Genomic DNA, 19,181 nt, shown 5'->3' with positions numbered 1-19,181 from the left:
GCTGGCGCCCGGCGTCAGGTTGTAGAGGCGCTGGGTCGTCGCGACCGAGGCCGGGCCCGTCGGGTCGGCGGACTTGGAGGAGATCGCGGCTGACCCCTGTGCGTGGGTCAGGCCCCGGCCTCGATGCGCGCGGTGCGGGACCGTAAACCGCACCGCGCACGTGATGCCCGCCCGACGGTGCGAGGCTGGCGCGACAGGACGTTCGCGCCGCCGGGCGGAGTCTGTGATGTCCTCCCCGGGGCTCCCGGAGGAGCGCTCGGGGGAGGGGCGTTGGGACCGCGGCGGTGCCGACGGGCGCCTCGGCTGGTCCCCTCCCTTCAGGTCAAGAAGGGGGCCGGGCGTCCTTACCACCGCACTGGCTCGGCGCCGCCGCGGTCCTCACGCTGTCCGGTCCACCGGCCACCCCTCATCCGGGCCGGGCTTCCGGACGGCGTACGGTGCTGACCTCCCGTCAGGCACCGTACGCGGTCTGGGTGTTCGGAGGATCAGTCCTCGCGCAGGGCGCGGACGGCCTCCTCGACGCGCTTGCCGTAGTCGGCGTCGGCGGCGGCGAAGTGGGCGAGGTTCTTCTCGATGACGTCCTCGCGGGAGACCTGGGAGAGGCCGCCGGCGATGTTGGCGACGAGGCGCTTCTTCTCCTCCTCGGACATCAGCCGGTAGAGCTCGCCGGCCTGGAAGAAGTCGTCGTCCTTGGCGTGCTGCGGGGCGGCGTGGGTGCCGGTCCAGCCGTGGATGGCGAGCGGCGCGGAGAGCGCGGCGTCGGTCTGCGCGGGACCCGAGTACGAGTTGGGCTCGTAGTTCTTGTCGTGGCGCGAGCCGTTGCGGGTGGCCATCAGGCCGTCGCGGCCGTAGTTGTCCACGGTGGCGGCCTTGGGGGCGTTCACCGGGAGCTGGGTGTGGTTGACGCCGAGGCGGTAGCGGTGGGCGTCCGCGTAGGCGAAGAGCCGGCCCTGGAGCATCTTGTCGGGCGAGGGGCCGATGCCCGGAACGAAGTTGTTCGGGGAGAAGGCGGACTGCTCGACCTCGGCGAAGACGTTGTCCGGGTTGCGGTCGAGGACCAGGCGGCCCACGCGCTGCAGCGGGTAGTCGCTGTGCGGCCACACCTTGGTGAGGTCGAAGGGGTTGAAGCGGTAGTCGGCGGCCTCGGCGGCCGGCATCACCTGGACGTAGAGGGTCCAGGAGGGGCTCACGCCGCGCTCGATCGACTGCAGCAGGTCGGTCTGGTGCGAGTTGGCGTCCTTGCCGACGAGCTCGGCGGCCTGCTCGGCGGAGAGGGAGCGGATGCCCTGGTTCGTCTTGAAGTGGTACTTGACGAAGAACGCCTCGCCCGCCTCGTTGGTCCACTGGTAGGTGTGCGAGCCGTAGCCGTTCATGTGGCGGTACGAGGCGGGGATGCCGCGGTCGCCCATGAGCCAGGTCACCTGGTGGGTCGCCTCGGGGGCGTGCGCCCAGAAGTCCCAGACGTTGTCCGGCTCCTGCTTGCCCGTGAAGGGGTCGCGCTTCTGGGAGTGGATGAAGTCGGGGAACTTGATCGGGTCCTTGATGAAGAACACCGGGGTGTTGTTGCCGACGAGGTCGTAGTTGCCCTCTTCGGTGTAGAACTTCAGCGCGAAGCCGCGCGGGTCGCGGACCGCGTCCGCGCCGCCGAGCGAGTCGGCCACGGTGGAGAAGCGCAGGAAGGTCTCGGTCTTCTTGCCGACCTCGGAGAGGAAGTCCGCCTTGGTGTACGCGGTGACGTCGTCGGTCACCTCGAAGTAGCCGTACGCGCCGGAGCCGCGGGCGTGGACCACGCGCTCCGGGATGCGCTCACGGTTGAAGCGCGCGAGCTTCTCCAGCAGGTGCTGGTCCTGGAGCAGGATGGGGCCACCGACGCCGGCGGTGGCGGAGTTCTGGTTGTCGGCGACAGGGGCGCCGGACTCGGTCGTAAGCACGCGCTTCGACATCGTGACCTTCCGTACGGGAGCTGCACTGCTGGGAGTGCTCTGGAGCGTATGTACGCCCCTTGAGCAGCGTCAACAGTTTGTTGAAAATGAAGTGTGGTGTTCCGGACGGCGGCGACGCCTGGGCGCGACAGGACAGGTGTCAGCGCCGCCGCCGCCCGGAAATCAGGGCCCCGTCAGCACGGGGGGCGGGTCAGACCTGCTGGCCGGAGAGGCGCTCGACGGCGCGCAGCAGGGCCGAGTGGTCCAGGCCGCCGTCGCCCTGGGCGCGCAGCGACGCGACCAGCTGGGCGACCACGGCGCCGACCGGGAGGGCCGCACCGACGTTGCGGGCGGCGTCGGTGACGATGCCCATGTCCTTGTGGTGCAGGTCGATCCGGAAGCCGGGCTTGAAGTCCCGGTTCAGGAAGTTGTCCTTCTTGCGGGTCAGGACCGTGGAGCCGGCCAGGCCGCCGTTGAGGACGTCCAGGGCGGCCTGGAGGTTCACGCCGGACTTCTCCAGGAAGACCACGGCCTCGGCGCACGCCTGGATGTTCACGGCGACGATGAGCTGGTTGGCGGCCTTCACTGTCTGGCCCGAGCCGTGCGGACCGCACAGCACGATGACCTTGCCGAGGGCCTCCAGGATGGGGAGCGCCTCGTCGAAGTCGGCCTGCTCGCCGCCGACCATGATCGAGAGCACGGCCTCGATGGCGCCGGCCTCGCCGCCGGAGACGGGGGCGTCGATGACGCGGATGCCCTTCTCCTTGGCGTTCTTCGCCAGGTCGACCGAGGTCTGCGGGGTGATCGACGACATGTCGACGATCAGCGCGCCCGGCTTGGCGTTCTCCAGGATGCCCGCGGGGCCGTAGGAGATGGCCTCGACCTGCGGGGAGGCGGGCACCATCGTGATGATGACGTCCGCGTCCGCGACGGCCTCGGCGATCGAGCCGGCGACGGTGCCGCCGGCCGCGGCGAGGCGGTCCAGCTTGTCCTGCTCCAGGGTGAAGCCGGTGACCGGGTAACCGGCCTTGATCAGGTTCTCGGACATGGGGGAGCCCATGATGCCGAGACCGATCCATGCGACCTTCGGAAGAGTGCTCATGAGGGTGCCTCTCAAAACAAGGTGGTACGGGGAGGGGGCCTGCGTCAGCGGGCGGGGCGAGCCTCGGGGGCGAGCCATTCGAAGGACGCGGCGGCATCGGCGGCCTTGTACTCCAGGCCGACCCAGCCGTCGTAACCGGCCTTCCGCAGCTCGCCGAGGAGCTGCTCCAGGGGGAGCTCGCCGGTGAACGGGGCGCCGCGGCCCGGCTTGTCGGCGATCTGGACGTGACCGGTCTTGTCCGCGTACGCGGCGATGACCTGGCTGACGTCCTCGCCGTTCATGGCCAGGTGGTAGATGTCGAGGAGGAACTTGGCGTTGCCGAGGCCGGTGGCCGCGTTCACCTTGTCCACGATCTCGACACCGGCGGGGGCGCTCACCAGCGGGTAGAGCGGCGACTCCGGCTTGTTGAGGGTCTCGATCAGCAGGATCGCGCCGACCCGGTCGGCCGCGCGGGCGGCCAGCACCAGGTTCTCCAGGGCGAGCTCGTCCTGGACGGCCGGGTCCACGCCCTCGACGCGGTTGCCGTAGAGCGCGTTGAGCGCCTTGCAGCCGACCGAGGCCGCGAAGTCCGCGGCGACGTCGATGTTGGCCCGGAAGCGGTCCGACTCCTCGCCGGGCACCGAGACCGCGCCGCGGTCCGGGCCGGGGAGCCGGCCGGCGTAGAAGTTCAGGCCCACCAGCTGGGTGCCGGCGTCCTCAAGAGCCTTCTTGAGGGCGTCGAGCTCGCTCTGCTCGGGGGTGGCGGTGTCGATCCAGGGCCACCACAGCTCGACCGCGGTGAAGCCGGCCGCGGCGGCGGCCGCGGGGCGCTCCAGGAGCGGGAGTTCCGTGAAGAGGATCGACAGGTTCACATCGAAGCGCTGGTCCGTGACTGCGCCGTCTGAGAAGCGGGCCATGAGGGGCGGCGCTCCTTCCGTATTGCGGAAGTAACTTTCTGTCTGACGGAATGTTGCAAGCGGAGCGGCCGACTTGTCAAGAGGTCCCCGCAGGTCCGGGGCTGCCGTGGGGCGCGGCCGGGCCGTAGCGTGGGGGCATGGTGCGTTTGAGAGTGGAGTTCACGACCGAGCCGTTCGACCTCGACGAGGCGCCGGCGCACGCGGTCGTGGCCCGAGAGGTCATCCAGTCGGCCGAGCTGGACGCGGTGGATGTGGGGCCCTTCGGCAATACGGCGGAAGGCGGTGCCGACGCGGTGCTCACCGCGGTGGACGCGCTGCTGCGGCGGTCCCTGGCGGCCGGGGCGACCCGGGTCTCGCTCCAGGTGAACGTGATCGGTGACGCCGAGGAGGGGGAGAAGTGAGCGAGCACCCCCTGGTGGCGGCCGTGAAGCCGCTGGTCGACGCGATGGGCGCCGAGCTGCTGGTGCCGGAGCAGGCCGGAGTCGACGACGTGGTCCTCGCCTGGGAGGGGGAGGACGTGCTCGCGGTGCGGCTGCCGCAGCTGTCCGAATCGCTCGATCACATTCTGGCCGCGATGGAGCGCCGGCACGGGATGCCGCTGGCCGAGCTCGACCGCAAGAGCAAGCAGGAGGTCGTGCGGATCCTGGAGGCGCGGGGCGCCTTCTCGGTCCGTCACGGAGTGGAGACGGTGGCGGGGGCCCTAGGTGTCAGCCGCTTCACGGTGTACAACTACCTGAACAGGGAGACCGCCCTGAACAGGGAAAAGGCCCCCAAGAGCGGGTAGTTGATCATGAGTGGCCATGAGCCGTCGTCCAGATGTCGGGACGGCGGCTTTTGTGTGGCCGAGTTTTCAACAAAGTGTTGACGTGATGTTGCGGAGGGCGTTAGCTATCCGCAGCCCGTCCGACGCACAGCGAAAAACAGCCACGGAGGCTTCCCGTGACTTCAGGTACGACACCGGGTCTGACCCGGTTCAACACCTCGGCGGACGGCGACGCCGTCGCCGCACTCCACGAGGTGTGTTCCAGTTCGGCGTGGGGGAGCAAGCTGCTCGCCCAGCGCCCGTACGCCACCGCAGAAGCCCTCTTCCTCGCCAGTGACGCCGCCACGGCGGAGCTGGGCACCGAGGACCTGGCCGACGCGATGGCGGGCCACCCGCCGATCGGTCGTCCGAAGGCAGGGGACCCGACCTCCTCCCGCGAGCAGAGCGGGATGGCCGGCGCCTCCGCGGAGCTCAAGGCCGAGATGCTCGAACTCAACCTGGCCTACCAGGACAAGTTCGGTCATGTCTTCCTCATCTGCGCCACCGGCCGGACCGGCGAGCAGATGCGCGACGCGATCCGCGAACGGATCGAGAACTCGCCCGAGCGGGAGCGGGAGATCGTCCGCACCGAACTGGGCAAGATCAACCGCATCCGCCTGACCCGTCTCGTCGAGAACGAGGAAGAGAACGCATGAGCACCGACACCACCGCATCGGTGTCCACCCACATCCTGGACACCAGCGTCGGCCGCCCGGCCGAGGGCGTGGCCATCACGCTCGCGGCCCGCGCCGGCTCCGACGCGGAGTGGACCGCCCTGGGCGGCTCCGCCACCGACGCGGACGGGCGCTGCAAGGACCTCCCGGCCCTGCCGGAGGGCACGACCCACGTACGGCTCGACTTCCAGACCGAGGCGTACTTCCTGAGCAAGCAGAACAAGCAAGCCGAGGCGCAGCAGGACGCCCCCGCGAATCGGGACAGCGGCACGACCGGAGCGTTCTTCCCGGAGGTGGCGATCACGTTCGCCGTCGTCCCGGGCGAGCACTACCACGTACCGCTGCTGCTCAACCCGTTCGGCTACTCCGTTTACCGAGGGAGCTAGCAGACATGCCCACGATTCTCGGCCAGAACCAGTACGGCAAAGCAGAGAACCGCGTCGTCAAGATCACGCGGGACGGCGCGACCCACCACATCAAGGACCTGAACGTCTCCGTCGCCCTCTCCGGCGACCTCGACGACGTCCACCTCACCGGCTCGAACGCCCACTGCCTCCCCACCGACACGACGAAGAACACCGTCTTCGCGTTCGCCAAGGAGTACGGCATCGAGTCCGCCGAGCAGTTCGGCATCCACCTGGCCCGTCACTTCGTGACCAGCCAGGAGCCGATCCACCGCGCCCGCATCCAGATCGAGGAGTACTCCTGGGAGCGGATCGCCGGCTCGGACGCCAACTCCAAGTTCATCGGCGCGGACGAGGTCAACCACTCCTTCGTCCGTAAGGGCCAGGAGACCCGCGTCACCCAGATCACCTACGACGGCAAGAACTGGGAGGTCATCTCCGGCCTCAAGGACCTCGTCGTCATGAACTCCACCAACTCGGAGTTCTGGGGCTACATCAAGGACAAGTACACGACCCTCCAGGAGGCGTACGACCGCATCCTGGCCACGCAGGTCTCCGGCCGCTGGCGGTTCAACTGGACCGACGACGAGCAGCGGATGCCCAACTGGGAGCGGTCCTACGAGCAGACCAAGAAGCACATGCTCGAAGCCTTCTCGGAGACGTACTCGTACTCCCTGCAGCAGACGCTGTACCAGATGGCCACGCGGATCATCAACCACCGTTCGGAGATCGACGAGGTCCGCTTCTCGCTCCCGAACAAGCACCACTTCCTCGTCGACCTCGAGCCCTTCGGCCTGAAGAACGACAACGAGGTCTACTACGCGGCCGACCGCATGTACGGCCTCATCGAGGCCACGATCCTGCGCGACGGCGCCACGGCGCAGATCCCGGTCGACATGACCAACCTCTAAGCGGCACCGAGTGCGTGCCCCCGCCCGCCCCGCAGTCGGGCGGGGGCACGCACACCGGAGGGAACTTCCATGGCACAGCCTGCAAAGGGGCCGGCAACCGCCGAAGGCCCGTGTTCCACCCCGTCCACCCCGGCCGACTGCCACCCGGTGGACGAGAAACTCCCCGCCTCGCGGCTCGTCCCCGCGGCACTCCAGCACATCGCCGCCATGTACGCGGGCGTCGTCACCCCTCCGCTCATCATCGGTCAGGCGGTCGGCCTGGACGCCGCCGGAATGACCCGCCTCATCGCCGCCAGCCTGCTCATCGCCGGCTGCGCGACCATCCTGCAGACCCTCGGCATCGGCCGCTTCGCCGGCAACCGGCTCCCGTTCGTGAACGCCGCCTCCTCGGCCGGCATCGCGCCCATGCTCGCCATCGCCGAGACCAGCGCCCCCGGACACCAACTCCCCGCCATCTACGGCGCGGTCATGGTCGCCGGAGTCTTCTGCCTCGCCGTCGGCCCCTTCTTCGGCCGGCTGCTCCGCTTCTTCCCGCCGCTCGTCACCGGCGTCGTCATCACCCTCATCGGGGTCACCCTGATGCCCGTGCCGGTCGGCTGGGCGCAGGGCGGCGACAAGACCGCCGCCGACTTCGGCTCCATGAAGTACCTGGCCCTGGCCGGCTTCACCCTCGTCGTCATCCTGCTCTTCCAGCGCTTCGGCAAGGGCTTCCTCAAGCAGATCGCCCTGCTGCTCGGCCTCTTCATCGGCACCCTCGCCGCGGTCCCCTTCGGCATGGCGGACTTCACCGCCCTGCGCGAGGCCCCGATCGCCGCGCTCCCCGCCCCCTTCGCCTTCGGCGCCCCCGAGTTCCAGCCCGCCGCGATCCTCTCCCTGTGCATCGTGATGCTGGTCCTGATGACCGAGTCCAGCGCCGGAATGCTCGCCCTCGGCGAGATCTGCGACCGCCGCAGCGACGGCCGCACCATCACCCGCGGACTGCGCACCGACGGCATCGCCACCCTGCTCGGCCCCGTCTTCGGCGGCTTCCCCACCTCGGCCTTCGCCCAGAACGTCGGCGTCGTCTCGCTGACCCGGGTGCGCAGCCGGTACGTGGTCGCCGTGGCCGGCGGCGCCCTGCTGGTCCTCGGCGCCTTCCCGGTGCTCGGCGCGGTGGTCTCCCTGGTGCCCATGCCGGTCCTCGGCGGCGCGGGCATCGTCCTCTTCGGCTCCATCGCCGTGAGCGGCATCCGGACCCTGTCCGAGGCCGGTCTCGACGACAGCTCCAACATCATCCTGGTGGCCGTCGCGCTCGGTGCGGGCATCATCCCGCTCGCCGCTCCCACCTTCTACGCCGGATTCCCCGCCTGGGCGCAGACCGTGCTCGGCTCCGGCATCAGCGCGGGCGCGCTCGTCGCCGTCCTGCTCAACCTCTTTTTCCACCATCTCGGCACCCGGAGCCGTCACGCGGCCCCGGCACTCAAATCCTCCTAGGGTCCTGCCGTGCCCGCCCATCCCCCCAGGAATGAAGGAAGCCACGTCATGGCAGCACCTTCGGCAGCCCAGCGCATCGTCATCGAGAACGCGGCGATCGCGACCGTCGACGCGAACGACACCGAGTACGCCACCGGCTACCTCGTCGTCGCCGACAACAGGATCGAGTCCCTCGGAGCCGGCAAGGCCCCCGAGGGCCTGGAGAACGTGGTCCGGCGGATCGACGCCACCGGCCACCTGATCACGCCGGGACTCGTCAACACCCACCACCACTTCTACCAGTGGATCACCCGCGGCCTCGCGACCGACCACAACCTCTTCAACTGGCTGGTCGCCCTCTACCCGACCTGGGCCCGCATCGACGAGCAGATGGTGCGCGTCGCCGCCCAGGGATCCCTGGCCATGATGGCCCGCGGCGGCGTCACCACCGCCATGGACCACCACTACGTCTACCCGCAGGGCTCCGGCGACCTGTCCGGCGCCATCATCGGCGCCGCCCGCGACATGGGCGTCCGCTTCACCCTCGCCCGCGGCTCCATGGACCGCAGCCAGAAGGACGGCGGCCTGCCGCCGGACTTCGCCGTCGAGACCACCGAGGGCGCGCTCGCCGCGACCGAGGAGACCGTCAAGAAGTTCCACGACGCCTCCTTCGACTCGATGACCCAGGTCGCCGTCGCCCCCTGCTCCCCCTTCTCCATCTCCACCGAGCTCCTCCGCGAGGGCGCCGCCCTCGGCCGCCGCCTCGGCGTCCGGATGCACACCCACGGCTCGGAGACCGTGGAGGAGGAGAAGTTCTGCCACGAGCTGTTCGGCATGGGCCCGACGGACTACTTCGAGTCCACCGGCTTCCTCGGCGAGGACGTGTGGATGGCGCACTGCGTCCACATGAACGACTCCGACATCGCGGCCTTCGCCCGCACCAAGACCGGTGTGGCGCACTGCCCCTCCTCCAACGCGCGCCTCGCCGCCGGCATCGCCCGCGTACCCGACATGCTCAAGGCGGGCGTGCCCGTCGGCCTCGGCGTCGACGGCACCGCCTCCAACGAGTCGGGCGAGCTGCACACCGAGCTGCGCAACGCGCTGCTCATCAACCGCCTGGGCGCGCACCGCGAGTCGGCGCTCAACGCCCGCCAGGCCCTGCGCCTGGGCACCTTCGGCGGCGCGCAGGTCCTCGGCCGCGCCGACAGCATCGGCTCGCTGGAGGCCGGCAAGCTGGCCGACTTCGTGCTCTGGAAGATCGACGGCCTCGGCCACTCGTCGATCGCCGACCCGGTCACCGCCATCGTCTTCGGCGCGGCGGCCCCGGTCACCGCGTCCTTCGTCAACGGCCGTCAGATCGTCGAGAACAACCGACTGCTGACCGCCGACGAGGACGAGATCGCGCGCGACGCGCGCACGGAGGCGCAGCGCCTGGCCCGCATCGCGGCCCAGGGCTGACCCTCCCCAAGGAGTCCGGTCGAGGGGGACGGCCCTCGACCGGTCGCCGCGGACCCGAGCGGGGTCCGCGGCAGCCCGACCGGGGGGCGCCGTACGCCCTGTCGTACGCGCCCCCCGGAACGGTGAACCAGGTCCGGCCCGCACCGGGCACACCCCATCGGACGTCCCGTCAGCGCCGCACCCCCTCCGCCGGCGCGCAGCCTCACCCCCCCCGCGACGAGCCGCACCTCCCGCACTTCGCACCGCATCGCACCACCTCCCTGATACCCACGTCTCCGCCGACGTGTACCCGACCGGAGGAACCGCCGTGGCCGCCACGCCCCAGGTTCGCAATGCACATGACGCAGGCTCCGCCCCCGAGGACCGGGACATCCACCCGGTGGACGAGGTCCTGCCCCCACTGAAAATGGCTACCAGCGGCCTCCAGCACGTCGCCGCCATGTACGCCGGAGTCGTCGCTCCGCCCCTGATCGTCGGAGCGGCCGTCGGCCTCTCCGGCACCGAACTCACCTTCCTCACCGGCGCCAGCCTCTTCACCGCCGGCCTCGCCACCTTCCTCCAGACCCTCGGCGTCTGGAAGATCGGCGCCCGGCTGCCGTTCGTCAACGGCGTCACCTTCGCCGGCGTCGCCCCGATGCTCGCCATCGTCGACACCACCAAGGACAAGGCCGACGCCCTGCCGGTGATCTTCGGCGCGATCATCGTCGCCGGACTCCTCGGCTTCCTCGCCGCCCCGTTCTTCTCCAGACTGGTCCGGTTCTTCCCGCCGGTCGTCACCGGCTCCGTCATCACCCTCATCGGCGTCTCCCTCCTCCCGGTCGCCTTCGGCTGGGCCCAAGGGCCCAACCCCAAGGCGGCCGACTACGGTTCGACCACCTTCCTGTCCCTCGCGGGCATCACCCTGGTCATCGTGCTGCTGCTGCGCCGCTTCACCCGCGGTTTCCTCAAGCAGGTCGCCGTCCTCGTCGGCCTCGTCGTGGGCACGCTCATCGCGATACCTTTCGGCGTCACCGACTTCACCCCGGTGACCGAGGCGGACATCGTCGGCTTCCCGAACCCGTTCCACTTCGGCGCCCCGCAGTTCGCCCTCGCCGCGATCATCTCCATGTGCGTGGTCATGCTGGTCTCGATGACCGAGTCGACCGCCGACATGCTGGCGCTCGGCGAGATCGTCGAGCGGCCGGCCGACGAGAAGACGATCGCGGCCGGTCTGCGCGCCGACACCCTCGGCTCCGCGCTCAGCCCGCTCTTCAACGGCTTCATGTGCAGCGCCTTCGCGCAGAACATCGGCCTGGTCGCGATGACCCGGATCCGCAGCCGCTTCGTGGTCGCCTGCGGCGGCGGCTTCCTGGTCCTCATGGGCCTGTCGCCGGTGGCCGCCTCGCTGATCTCGGTCGTGCCCCGGCCGGTCCTCGGCGGTGCGGGCATCGTCCTCTTCGGCTCGGTCGCCGCGAGCGGCATCCAGACCCTCGCCAAGGCGGGCCTGGAGAAGGACAACAACGTCCTGATCGTCGCCGTCTCGCTGGCGGTCGGCATCATCCCGATCACGAAGCCGGAGTTCTACCACGCCTTCCCGGAGACCGCGAAGATTATCCTCGACTCCGGCATCTCCACCGGCTGCGTCGCGGCCGTCCTGCTCAACCTGGTCTTCAACCACCTCGGCAAGCGCCGTGACGAGGACACCGTGACCGCGCCCATGGAGCCGGGCGAGGAGATCTCCGGGACCCGCTCCGCCAAGGCGGCGCACGTCCACTGAACCGCCGCCCGCCGTCCCCGACCGCCCCGGTCCCCGCGCACGCCGCGGGGACCGGGGCGGTCGTGCTGGTCAACCCCAACACCTCCGCCGCGACCACGCGGATGATGACCGTCCTCGCCCGGCGCGCGCTCGCGGGCACCGGCCTGCGGGTCCGGGGCGTGACCGCGGCGCACGGCCCGGCGATGCTCACCGACCCCGCCGCCCTGCGCGCCGCCGCCGGGCCCACCGTCGCCGCCGCGACCGGGCCCGCCGGGGCCGCGGGCGCCGACTGCGCCGCGCTGGTCGTCGGCGCCTTCGGCGACCCGGGACTCGCGGACCTGCGGGCGCTCCTGGGGGAGGCCCTGCCCGTCGTCGGCATCGGGGAGTCCGCCCTCGCCGAAGCCGCGGCCGAGGGGCGCCGCTTCGGCATCGCGACCACCACCCCGCGCCTCGCGGACACCATCGCCGCCCACGTCGAACGGCTCGGTCTGACCGCGTCCCACACCGGCACCCGCTTCACGGCGGGCGACCCCCGACGGCTCGCCGCCTGCCCGCCGGCGCTGCTCGCCGCGCTGGAGGGCGCCGCCCTCGCCTGCGTCCGGGACGGCGCCGAGGCCGTCGTCATCGGCGGCGGCCCGCTCGGCGACGCGGCGGCCGCCCTCCGGACCCGCCTGCCGGTCCCCGTCATCGCCCCGATCCCGGCGGCCTGCCGCCGCGTCACCCGGCTGCTGGCCGCCAAGGCGACGACCGAGACACCGAGACCGCCGAGCCCGCCGAGCCCGCCGAGCCCGCCGAGCCCGCCGAGCCCGCCGAGCCCGCCGAGCCCGCCGAGCCCGCCGAGGATGCCCCCGGCCAGCCCGGCCAGCCCGGCCAGCCCGGCCAGCCCGGCCAGCCCGGCCAGCCCGGCCAGCCCGGCCAGCCCGGCCGGCCCGCGCCCCTGACCGCTCACCGCTCCAGCTCCATCCGCCGCGCGCACTCGCGGGCCAGGCGCGGGTATGCCGCCGCGATCGCCTCGTACAGGCGGCGGCGCAACAGGCGTTCGGCCTCGGCGCGGCCCGTGTCGCCGTACAGGCCGTCGAGGAGCGTCTCGTAGCGGGCGAGCGCCTGGCGGAGGTAGCCGACCTGCCAGCGGACCAGCGCGCCCTCGGCGCCCGGGCCGCGCGCCCCCAGCAGGTGCCGGTGGCGCACCGCCCGGCGCTCCAGCTCGGCGGCGGGCAGCCGGGGCACCTCGATGGGCTCGGCCAGGATCGCCGCCAGCACCGCCCGGCGCCGCCGCTCCGCCCCCGCGTCCGCCGCGGCCGAGCCCCGGCCCGCCACCGAGGCGGCCCGCAGGAAGTCGGGGGTGCGCTCGACCGCCTCCACGCGCGCCAGCAGATACAGCCGCACCGGGGCGGGCGACCAGCGCCTCGGGTCGCGGCCCTGCACGTCCGCCTGGCCCAGCAGGCCGTCGATCATCGCCTCGCTCCAGCCCCGCCCGCGCAGTGCGGCCACGGTCACATACGTCGTACGGTCCGTCACGGGACCCCCTCATCTCGACTACGGAGAGTGACGGATTCCAGTGAAGCGTACCCCTCTGACAACGCCCCTCGCCGTACACCCCCTCGCCCGCCCCCTTGCCGGGTCCTCCGCCCCTGTGGCATACAGGTCCAGACCTTTCCGGATCGTCCGGCAGGACGGAGGCGTCCCGTGCAACGCCCGCTCGCCACAAGCCCGTTGACCGCCCTCGCGGCCTCGGTCGTGACCACCGCCCTGCTCGGTCTCGCCGCCTGCTCCGCGCCCCCCGCCCCGGACACCAGCGCCCCGACCGCGCCCACCGGGGTCACCGCCGCCTCCGGCAGCGCCACCACCGTCCACGTCATGTGGAGCGCCGCCACCGACGACCGCGCCGTCACCGGCTACGCCGTCTACCGCCAGGGCCGCAAGGTCAAGGACCTCCCCGCCGAGACCCTCATGACCGACGTCACCGGCCTCGCCCCCGCCACCCCGCAGACCTTCACCGTCCGCGCCCGCGACGCCGCCGGAAACCTCTCCCCGGACAGCGCCGCCGTCACCGCCACCACCCTCGCCGCCACCGCCGAGGACCGCACGCCCCCCACCCGCCCCACCGGCCTGCGCGTCACCCCCGACGGGCCCGACGCGGCCGCCCTCAGCTGGCGGCCCGCCCGCGACGACACCCGGGTCACCGCCTACGACGTCTACCAGGCCGACGCCCGCGTCCACACCGTCGCCGGGACCGAGACCACCGCCCGTCTCGGCGGCCTGCGCCCCGGCACCGCCTACTCCTTCACCGTCCGCGCCCGCGACGCCGCCGAGAACTCCTCCCCGGACAGCGCCCCCGCCGACCTCACCACCGCCCCCGCCCCCGGCGCCCCGCCCAACACCGCCCCCACCGCCGTCACCGCGCGAGCGGGCCGGGGCAGCGTCACTCTCACCTGGACCCCGCCCCGCACCGGCGCCCCCGTCAAGGAGCACCAGCTCTACCTGAACGGCCGCTTCGCCACCACCATCGTCTGGGGCGCCGAGCCCGCGCCCGGCCCCGTCACGTACACCCTCGCCGTCCCCACCGCCTCCGGCACCCGCTACACCGTCACCCTCCGCGCCCGGCTCCCCGACGGCACCTGGGGCGACTTCTCCGCGCCGCGCACCGTGGTGACCCCCTGAAGGCACGCACGGTCACCGCGTCGGATCTACGCTGGGTACGTGGCCGAGATCGTCCTCACCAACACCGGGCTCGCCGCGTTCCTGGAGGCCAGCCCCCAGTTCCGCGGCCCCGGCACCCGCCGGGCCGCCGAAGCCGTACTGAGCCTCCTCGCGCTGCGCGGCGCCGACCGGGCGACCGGGCTCCCGGAGCCCACCCCCGGCCTGGTCCGGCGGCTGCTCGTGGAGGACCTGCCCGCGTTCGTCTGCGCGAGCCCCGAGGAGCTGCCCGCCTATCCCGCCGTGCTCCGCGCCCTCGCCGGACGCTTCGACGGCGCGGCCCCGGCCGTCGAGGAGGTGATCGGGGAGGCGGCGGGCGACTTCGAGCGTGCCATGCGGGACCCCGGCAACCTCACCTGGCCCCGCTGGTACGCCCAGCTGCTGCGCGCCGACGGCACCGACCCCGACGACCCCGCCGCCGTGCGCGCCTGGCTCGCCGGGCTCGACGCGCCGCCGGTCCCCGACGGGGTGCGGCGGGCCGATCTCATGGGCCGCACCGCCGTCGCCGACGTCCTCCTCGCCGAGGCCCTGACCAGGGCGTACGTCCGCGACGCCGAGCACCCGCCGGCCACCGGGCCCGTCCTCACCGACCACGACGTGGCCCAGGGGATCGGCACGGTCGCCGCCGCCCTGCTCGACCGGTGGACCGCCGCCGGGCTCGCCGAGGGCCTCGCGGGCGCCTACGCCCACCTCGCCCCCGGCCCCGACGCCTTCCCCCACCTCGTCCTCGCCGACGCCCTGCTCGACGAGCACCTCGACTACTACGGGGACCCCGCCGAGCCGCTGCCCCCGCCCGAGCACGCCACCCCCGGCGCGCCCGCTCCGGACGCCGTGGCCGACCCGGAGGCCGACGCCGACCTGCTCGCCGCCGCCGTCGAGGACCTCGCCGAACAGGGCGCCTACGGGAGCGAGGCCGCCCACCTCCTCTACACCCTCTACCAGCGCGGCTGCTCCGCCGAGTCCGTCGCCCGCCGCGCCGCCGAGTTCGAGGACTGGCCGGTCGACCCGGCCCTGGAGGACGCCCCCGTCCGCGTACCGCCGCCCGCCTCGCCCGCGTACACCACGCCGACGGCCGGGGAGCTGGCCCGGCTGCTCGGCTCGCCCGGTGTCACCGACACCGACCGCGCGCGGCTCGACCGGCCCGCCCACGAACTCGCCGCCGTCGTCGACCGGCTGGCCGGCACCGGGCTCGTCTTCCGGCGCGGCGACGCCTTCGGCCTCACCCCGCGCGGCGGCGCCGCCGTCCGCTACCTCCTCGCTGTGCGCGGGGTCGCCGTCCCCGACGCGGCCGAGACCGCCGCCTGGGACGCGGCCACCCTGGTCGCCGCGGCCGCGGGCTGGTCCCCGGCCGCCGCCGAACGGGTGCTCCGCGACTGGCTGACGGACCGTGAGACCGTCCCGGGCGACGCGGACGAAGGGGCCTGGACGGAGCTGCTCGGCGCCCTCGGCCGGGTCGACGCGGGCACCCCCGACGCGGCGGCCGTCCGCGCGCTGCTCGGCGTCCTCGACCTGTCCCGGGCCCCCGCGGGGGCGCTCCGCGCGGCGCTCGCGGACCCGGCGACCGGCGTCCGCGCGGAGGCCGCGCTGCGGTCCCGGGGCGAGAGCGTCGACCCCGCCCTCGTACCGCCCGCCGCGCGCGCCCTCGCGGTCCTCGACGGGCTGCCCGGCAAGCGGGGGCCGCTGGAGTCCCGGCGGACCGCCTTCGACGCGGCGGCCGCGCGCTGGCCCGGCGGTTCGGCGGCGCTGCTGGCCGCGATGACGGCGGCGGACCCGCACGCGAGCGCCCGGGTCCTCGGCCCGCTGGGACTCGGACCGCGCTGAGGGGGCCGGGGCGCCGGCCCGTCGTCGGCCCCCGCATACGCGAAAAGGGCTCCGCCCCCACCGCGCGGGGCGGTGGGGGCGGAGCCTGGGTCCTGCGCTGGTCCTGCGTGCTGTCCGGCCGCTGTGCGGTCAGCCGACCAGCTGCTCGTACGCGGGGAGGGTGAGGAAGTCCGCGTAGTCGGCGTCGAGGGAGACACGCAGCAGGAGGTCGTGCGCCTGCTGCCACTTGCCGGCCGCGAACGCCTCGTCGCCGATCTCCGCGCGGATCGCGGCGAGTTCCTCGGCGGCGACCTCGCGGGCCAGCTCCGGGGTGGCCTGCCGGCCGTCCTCGAAGACGACCTCGGCGTTGATCCACTGCCAGATCTGCGAGCGGGAGATCTCGGCGGTCGCCGCGTCCTCCATCAGGTTGAAGATGGCGACGGCGCCCAGGCCGCGCAGCCACGCCTCGATGTAACGGATGCCGACCTGGACCGCGTTGCGCAGCCCGTCGAAGGTCGGGTGGGCGTCCAGGGAGGCGATGTCGATGAGCTCGGGGCCCTCGACGTGCACGTCCTCGCGGAGCCGGTCCTTCTGGTTCGGCTTCTCGCCGAGCACCGCGTCGAAGGAGGCCATGGCGATCGGGACCAGGTCGGGGTGGGCGACCCAGGAGCCGTCGAAGCCGTCGCCGGCCTCGCGGTCCTTGTCGGCCTTGACCTTCTCGAACGCGACCTTGTTGACCTCGGCGTCGCGGCGGGACGGGATGAAGGCCGCCATGCCGCCGATGGCGTGCGCGCCGCGCTTGTGGCAGGTGCGGACGAGGAGTTCGGTGTAGGCGCGCATGAACGGGGCCGTCATCGTGACCAGGTTGCGGTCCGGGAGGACGAACTTGGCGCCGCCGTCACGGAAGTTCTTGACGATGGAGAAGAGGTAGTCCCAGCGGCCCGCGTTCAGTCCGGCGGCGTGGTCGCGGAGCTCGTAGAGGATCTCCTCCATCTCGTACGCGGCCGTGATGGTCTCGATGAGGACCGTGGCGCGGACGGTGCCCTGCGGGATGCCGACGTAGTCCTGGGCGAAGACGAAGATCTCGTTCCAGAGGCGCGCCTCCAGGTGCGACTCGGTCTTCGGCAGGTAGAAGTACGGGCCCTTGCCGAGGTCGATCAGGCGCTGCGCGTTGTGGAAGAAGTAGAGGCCGAAGTCGACCAGCGCGCCGGGCACCGGGCGCCCGTCGACGGTCAGGTGACGCTCCTCCAGGTGCCAGCCGCGCGGGCGCATGACGACCGTGGCGAGCTGGTCGGCCGGCCTGAGGGCGTAGGACTTGCCCGAGCGCGCGTCGGTGAAGTCGATGTTCCGGGTGTACGCGTCGACCAGGTTGACCTGGCCGAGGACCACGTTCTCCCAGGTCGGGGCGGAGGCGTCCTCGAAGTCCGCGAGCCAGACCTTGGCGCCCGAGTTCAGCGCGTTGATCGTCATCTTGCGGTCGGTCGGGCCGGTGATCTCGACGCGCCGGTCGTTCAGCGCCGCCGGGGCGGGCGCGACCTTCCAGGAGTCGTCGGCGCGGACGGCCGCGGTCTCGGGAAGGAAGCCCAGCGTGGAGGTGCGGGCGATCTCGGCGCGGCGCTCGGCGCGGCGGGCGAGCAGTTCGTCACGGCGCGGGGTGAACCGGCGGTGCAGTTCGGCCACGAAGGCGAGGGCCGCGTCGGTGAGCACCTCCTCCTGGCGCGGCAGGGGCTCGGCTTCGACGACGACCAGGGAGGACGGCGCTGGTGCGGACATGAACTGTCACTTCCTTCAGCGGGCTTCACGGGCGGTGCCAGACGGCCGCCGGGCATCGCGATGCGGCACGGAGTGCCACAGGCGCCGAGGTACGGCCGTGAACGCCGTCTCAAAGAGCAGGCGCTTCTGAACAGTGGATACTAGTTTCCTCATGGTGGAAGTTCAATGGTTTGTTGATGTCGAGATTCTTCGGGTCGACACAACGTGGCGCTCGGTGCCACCGCCTTCACTCCAGGTGCACCAGATCCGCCTCGGTGTCGATGTCGTAGGGCTCCGCCACGTCCGAGCAGTCCACGAGCGTGATCGCGTCCCGGTGCGCCTTCAGATAGTCCCGGGCCCCCTGGTCCCCGACCGCGCCCGCCGCGATCCCCGCCCAGCGGGCGGCGCCGAACAGCACCGGATGCCCGCGCCTCCCCTCGTACGAGGCCGCCGCCAGCGCGTCCGGCGAGCGGTACGCGGCGCGGACCCGGGCCACCGCCGCCGGGCCGATCCCCGGCTGGTCCACCAGCGAGACCAGCGCCGCGTCCACCGGGCCCGCCGCCTCCAGGGAGGCCAGCCCGACGCGCAGCGAGGAGCCCATCCCCTCGGCCCAGTCGGGGTTGTCCACCAGGACGCAGCCGGGCAGCTCGGCCAGCTCCCGGACCCGCCCGGCCGCCGCGCCGAGCACCACGTGCACCACCGCGCAGCCGCCCTCGCGCAGCACCCGCACCGCGTTCTCCACGAGCGGGCGGCCCCGGTACGGCAGCAGCGCCTTCGGCCGGCCGCCCAGTCGCCGGCCGCCGCCCGCCGCCAGCAGCAGGCCCGCCACGAGGGGCTCCGCCGTCTCACCACTCGGTTCTCGCGTCTCACCAGTCATGAGGACTGCATACCGCATCACGCCCGGATCACACGGACGCCTGAATTACGTCCGTCCGCTGGCGCGCCGGGCGCGCGGAGGAGTTAACTGGCCCGCGACCCCGGGCGCCCGGCCACCGCCCGACGGGTCGGCACAGGGACGTGCGCGAGGGGGAGAACCATGTTGCGAAGCGTGGGGCAGAGGCGAGTGACCGGCGAGGGCGTGGACCCCAGGGTGGACGGACTGCGGACCGCCGTCTCCCGGCTGAGGCGCGAACTGGCCGCGGTGCGGACGGACTTCGCCGACCGGGGCATCGCCGAGGACGAACTCGCGGCGCTGGACGCCATGGCGGTGACCGGCGCCCCCGAAGTCCGCAGGCTGCGCCGCTCGCTGCTCCTGGTGGCCGGCTCGCTCGGCTCGGTCAGCGCCCTCGCCGTCGCCCTCACGGGCCTGCGCCAGGCGGTCGACCTCTTCGGCCCGCCACCGCCACCGCCGCCGCCCGCGACCCCGGCACCTCCGGCGGACCCGGCGGACCGGGCGGACCCGGCTGCGGCAGCCGACCCAGCCGCCGCAGCCGACCCGGCGTCCGGACCGGCGGCCGGTCCGACGGCCGACCCGGCGGCCGGCACCAGAACACCCCGGTCTGCGGCGGCACCCTGGTCGCCAAGGTCCTGGAGGAGGCGGGCCTGCCGGCCGGGCTGCTCAACGTCGTCGTCACCG

Annotated in this window: 17 protein-coding genes and 1 pseudogene; 12 read left to right on the top strand and 6 right to left on the bottom strand. The window is 72.7% G+C overall.

From position 1 onward, the window contains the following. Positions 1-485 precede the first annotated feature (485 nt). The 3 genes from AB0C99_RS37325 to AB0C99_RS37315 all read right to left on the bottom strand — a co-directional run bounded on the left by AB0C99_RS37325 (position 486) and on the right by AB0C99_RS37315 (position 3,920). Positions 486-1,943, bottom strand: a complete 1,458-nt coding sequence (locus AB0C99_RS37325) for a catalase (RefSeq protein ID WP_362484586.1) — start codon at positions 1,941-1,943, stop codon at positions 486-488. 190 nt (positions 1,944-2,133) lie between these two features. Beyond that, on the bottom strand, positions 2,134-3,024 hold the full coding sequence (locus tag AB0C99_RS37320; protein WP_362484584.1) for a 2-hydroxy-3-oxopropionate reductase: 891 nt from the start codon (positions 3,022-3,024) through the stop codon (positions 2,134-2,136). A gap of 44 nt (positions 3,025-3,068) precedes the next feature. After that, positions 3,069-3,920 (bottom strand): TIM barrel protein, encoded by an 852-nt coding sequence (locus AB0C99_RS37315; protein ID WP_362484582.1) that lies wholly within the window; start codon positions 3,918-3,920, stop codon positions 3,069-3,071. A 140-nt stretch (positions 3,921-4,060) separates the two neighbouring features. On the opposite strand from AB0C99_RS37315, the gene AB0C99_RS37310 reads away from it, so the two are divergent. The 9 genes from AB0C99_RS37310 to AB0C99_RS37270 all read left to right on the top strand — a co-directional run bounded on the left by AB0C99_RS37310 (position 4,061) and on the right by AB0C99_RS37270 (position 12,297). Next, positions 4,061-4,321 carry a hypothetical protein gene (locus AB0C99_RS37310; protein ID WP_362484590.1) on the top strand — a complete coding sequence of 87 codons (261 nt, stop codon included), beginning with the start codon at positions 4,061-4,063 and terminating at the stop codon, positions 4,319-4,321. A 44-nt stretch (positions 4,322-4,365) separates the two neighbouring features. Continuing rightward, positions 4,366-4,704, top strand: a complete 339-nt coding sequence (locus AB0C99_RS37305) for a helix-turn-helix domain-containing protein (protein WP_329428607.1) — start codon at positions 4,366-4,368, stop codon at positions 4,702-4,704. A 155-nt stretch (positions 4,705-4,859) separates the two neighbouring features. Further along, positions 4,860-5,378, top strand: coding sequence for a 2-oxo-4-hydroxy-4-carboxy-5-ureidoimidazoline decarboxylase (gene uraD, locus AB0C99_RS37300; protein WP_362484581.1), 519 nt, complete (start codon positions 4,860-4,862; stop codon positions 5,376-5,378). Next, positions 5,375-5,782: a hydroxyisourate hydrolase gene (gene uraH, locus AB0C99_RS37295; protein WP_351668034.1), complete on the top strand. Its 408-nt coding sequence runs from the start codon at positions 5,375-5,377 to the stop codon at positions 5,780-5,782. Before uraD ends, uraH begins: the two co-directional genes overlap by 4 nt. Positions 5,783-5,787: 5 nt before the next feature. Continuing rightward, complete coding sequence (gene pucL / locus AB0C99_RS37290; protein WP_362484579.1) at positions 5,788-6,711, top strand: factor-independent urate hydroxylase; 924 nt, start codon at positions 5,788-5,790, stop codon at positions 6,709-6,711. Between the two features lie 69 nt (positions 6,712-6,780). Then, on the top strand, positions 6,781-8,184 hold the full coding sequence (locus AB0C99_RS37285; RefSeq protein WP_362484577.1) for a nucleobase:cation symporter-2 family protein: 1,404 nt from the start codon (positions 6,781-6,783) through the stop codon (positions 8,182-8,184). Between the two features lie 48 nt (positions 8,185-8,232). Further along, positions 8,233-9,621 (top strand): 8-oxoguanine deaminase, encoded by a 1,389-nt coding sequence (locus AB0C99_RS37280; protein WP_362484575.1) that lies wholly within the window; start codon positions 8,233-8,235, stop codon positions 9,619-9,621. Between the two features lie 406 nt (positions 9,622-10,027). Next, positions 10,028-11,377 (top strand): nucleobase:cation symporter-2 family protein, encoded by a 1,350-nt coding sequence (locus AB0C99_RS37275; protein ID WP_362484588.1) that lies wholly within the window; start codon positions 10,028-10,030, stop codon positions 11,375-11,377. A 62-nt stretch (positions 11,378-11,439) separates the two neighbouring features. Next, positions 11,440-12,297, top strand: coding sequence for an aspartate/glutamate racemase family protein (locus AB0C99_RS37270; RefSeq protein WP_362484574.1), 858 nt, complete (start codon positions 11,440-11,442; stop codon positions 12,295-12,297). 4 nt (positions 12,298-12,301) lie between these two features. Here the strand turns inward: AB0C99_RS37270 and AB0C99_RS37265 are convergent, their stop codons facing one another. Continuing rightward, on the bottom strand, positions 12,302-12,874 hold the full coding sequence (locus AB0C99_RS37265) for a hypothetical protein (protein WP_362484572.1): 573 nt from the start codon (positions 12,872-12,874) through the stop codon (positions 12,302-12,304). A gap of 168 nt (positions 12,875-13,042) precedes the next feature. On the opposite strand from AB0C99_RS37265, the gene AB0C99_RS37260 reads away from it, so the two are divergent. Continuing rightward, a complete protein-coding gene (locus AB0C99_RS37260; protein ID WP_362484570.1) occupies positions 13,043-14,017 on the top strand; it encodes a fibronectin type III domain-containing protein in 975 nt (324 codons plus the stop codon). Positions 14,018-14,056: 39 nt separating this feature from the next. Next, entirely contained in the window at positions 14,057-15,874 is a 1,818-nt protein-coding gene (locus AB0C99_RS37255; RefSeq protein ID WP_362484569.1) for a hypothetical protein, read from the top strand. Between the two features lie 129 nt (positions 15,875-16,003). On the opposite strand, the gene aceB is transcribed toward AB0C99_RS37255, so the two are convergent. Next, entirely contained in the window at positions 16,004-17,626 is a 1,623-nt protein-coding gene (gene aceB, locus AB0C99_RS37250) for a malate synthase A (RefSeq protein ID WP_362484567.1), read from the bottom strand. A gap of 226 nt (positions 17,627-17,852) precedes the next feature. Continuing rightward, positions 17,853-18,482: a nucleotidyltransferase family protein gene (locus AB0C99_RS37245; protein WP_362484565.1), complete on the bottom strand. Its 630-nt coding sequence runs from the start codon at positions 18,480-18,482 to the stop codon at positions 17,853-17,855. Positions 18,483-18,641: 159 nt separating this feature from the next. On the opposite strand from AB0C99_RS37245, the pseudogene AB0C99_RS37240 reads away from it, so the two are divergent. Further along, a pseudogene (locus tag AB0C99_RS37240) lies at positions 18,642-18,947 on the top strand (DUF5955 family protein); the annotation flags it as partial. Positions 18,948-19,181 lie beyond the last annotated feature (234 nt).

This window comes from Streptomyces sp. NPDC048659 (genome assembly GCF_040650575.1).
In the GTDB taxonomy this organism is placed as follows: domain Bacteria; phylum Actinomycetota; class Actinomycetes; order Streptomycetales; family Streptomycetaceae; genus Streptomyces.
Note: the sequence above shows the minus strand (reverse complement) of the source record. Positions and strands in the feature narration are given on the sequence as shown.

Bases quoted from the DNA above. Each gene is read 5' to 3' on its own strand.
- AB0C99_RS37325 (WP_362484586.1), bottom strand. From the start codon at position 1,943: ATGTCGAAGCGCGTGCTTACGACCGAGTCCGGCGCCCCTGTCGCCGAC.
- AB0C99_RS37320 (WP_362484584.1), bottom strand. From the start codon at position 3,024: ATGAGCACTCTTCCGAAGGTCGCATGGATCGGTCTCGGCATCATGGGC.
- AB0C99_RS37315 (WP_362484582.1), bottom strand. From the start codon at position 3,920: ATGGCCCGCTTCTCAGACGGCGCAGTCACGGACCAGCGCTTCGATGTG.
- AB0C99_RS37305 (WP_329428607.1), top strand. From the start codon at position 4,366: ATGGGCGCCGAGCTGCTGGTGCCGGAGCAGGCCGGAGTCGACGACGTG.
- uraH (WP_351668034.1), top strand. From the start codon at position 5,375: ATGAGCACCGACACCACCGCATCGGTGTCCACCCACATCCTGGACACC.
- pucL (WP_362484579.1), top strand. From the start codon at position 5,788: ATGCCCACGATTCTCGGCCAGAACCAGTACGGCAAAGCAGAGAACCGC.
- AB0C99_RS37285 (WP_362484577.1), top strand. From the start codon at position 6,781: ATGGCACAGCCTGCAAAGGGGCCGGCAACCGCCGAAGGCCCGTGTTCC.
- AB0C99_RS37280 (WP_362484575.1), top strand. From the start codon at position 8,233: ATGGCAGCACCTTCGGCAGCCCAGCGCATCGTCATCGAGAACGCGGCG.
- AB0C99_RS37275 (WP_362484588.1), top strand. From the start codon at position 10,028: ATGGCTACCAGCGGCCTCCAGCACGTCGCCGCCATGTACGCCGGAGTC.
- aceB (WP_362484567.1), bottom strand. From the start codon at position 17,626: ATGTCCGCACCAGCGCCGTCCTCCCTGGTCGTCGTCGAAGCCGAGCCC.
- AB0C99_RS37245 (WP_362484565.1), bottom strand. From the start codon at position 18,482: ATGACTGGTGAGACGCGAGAACCGAGTGGTGAGACGGCGGAGCCCCTC.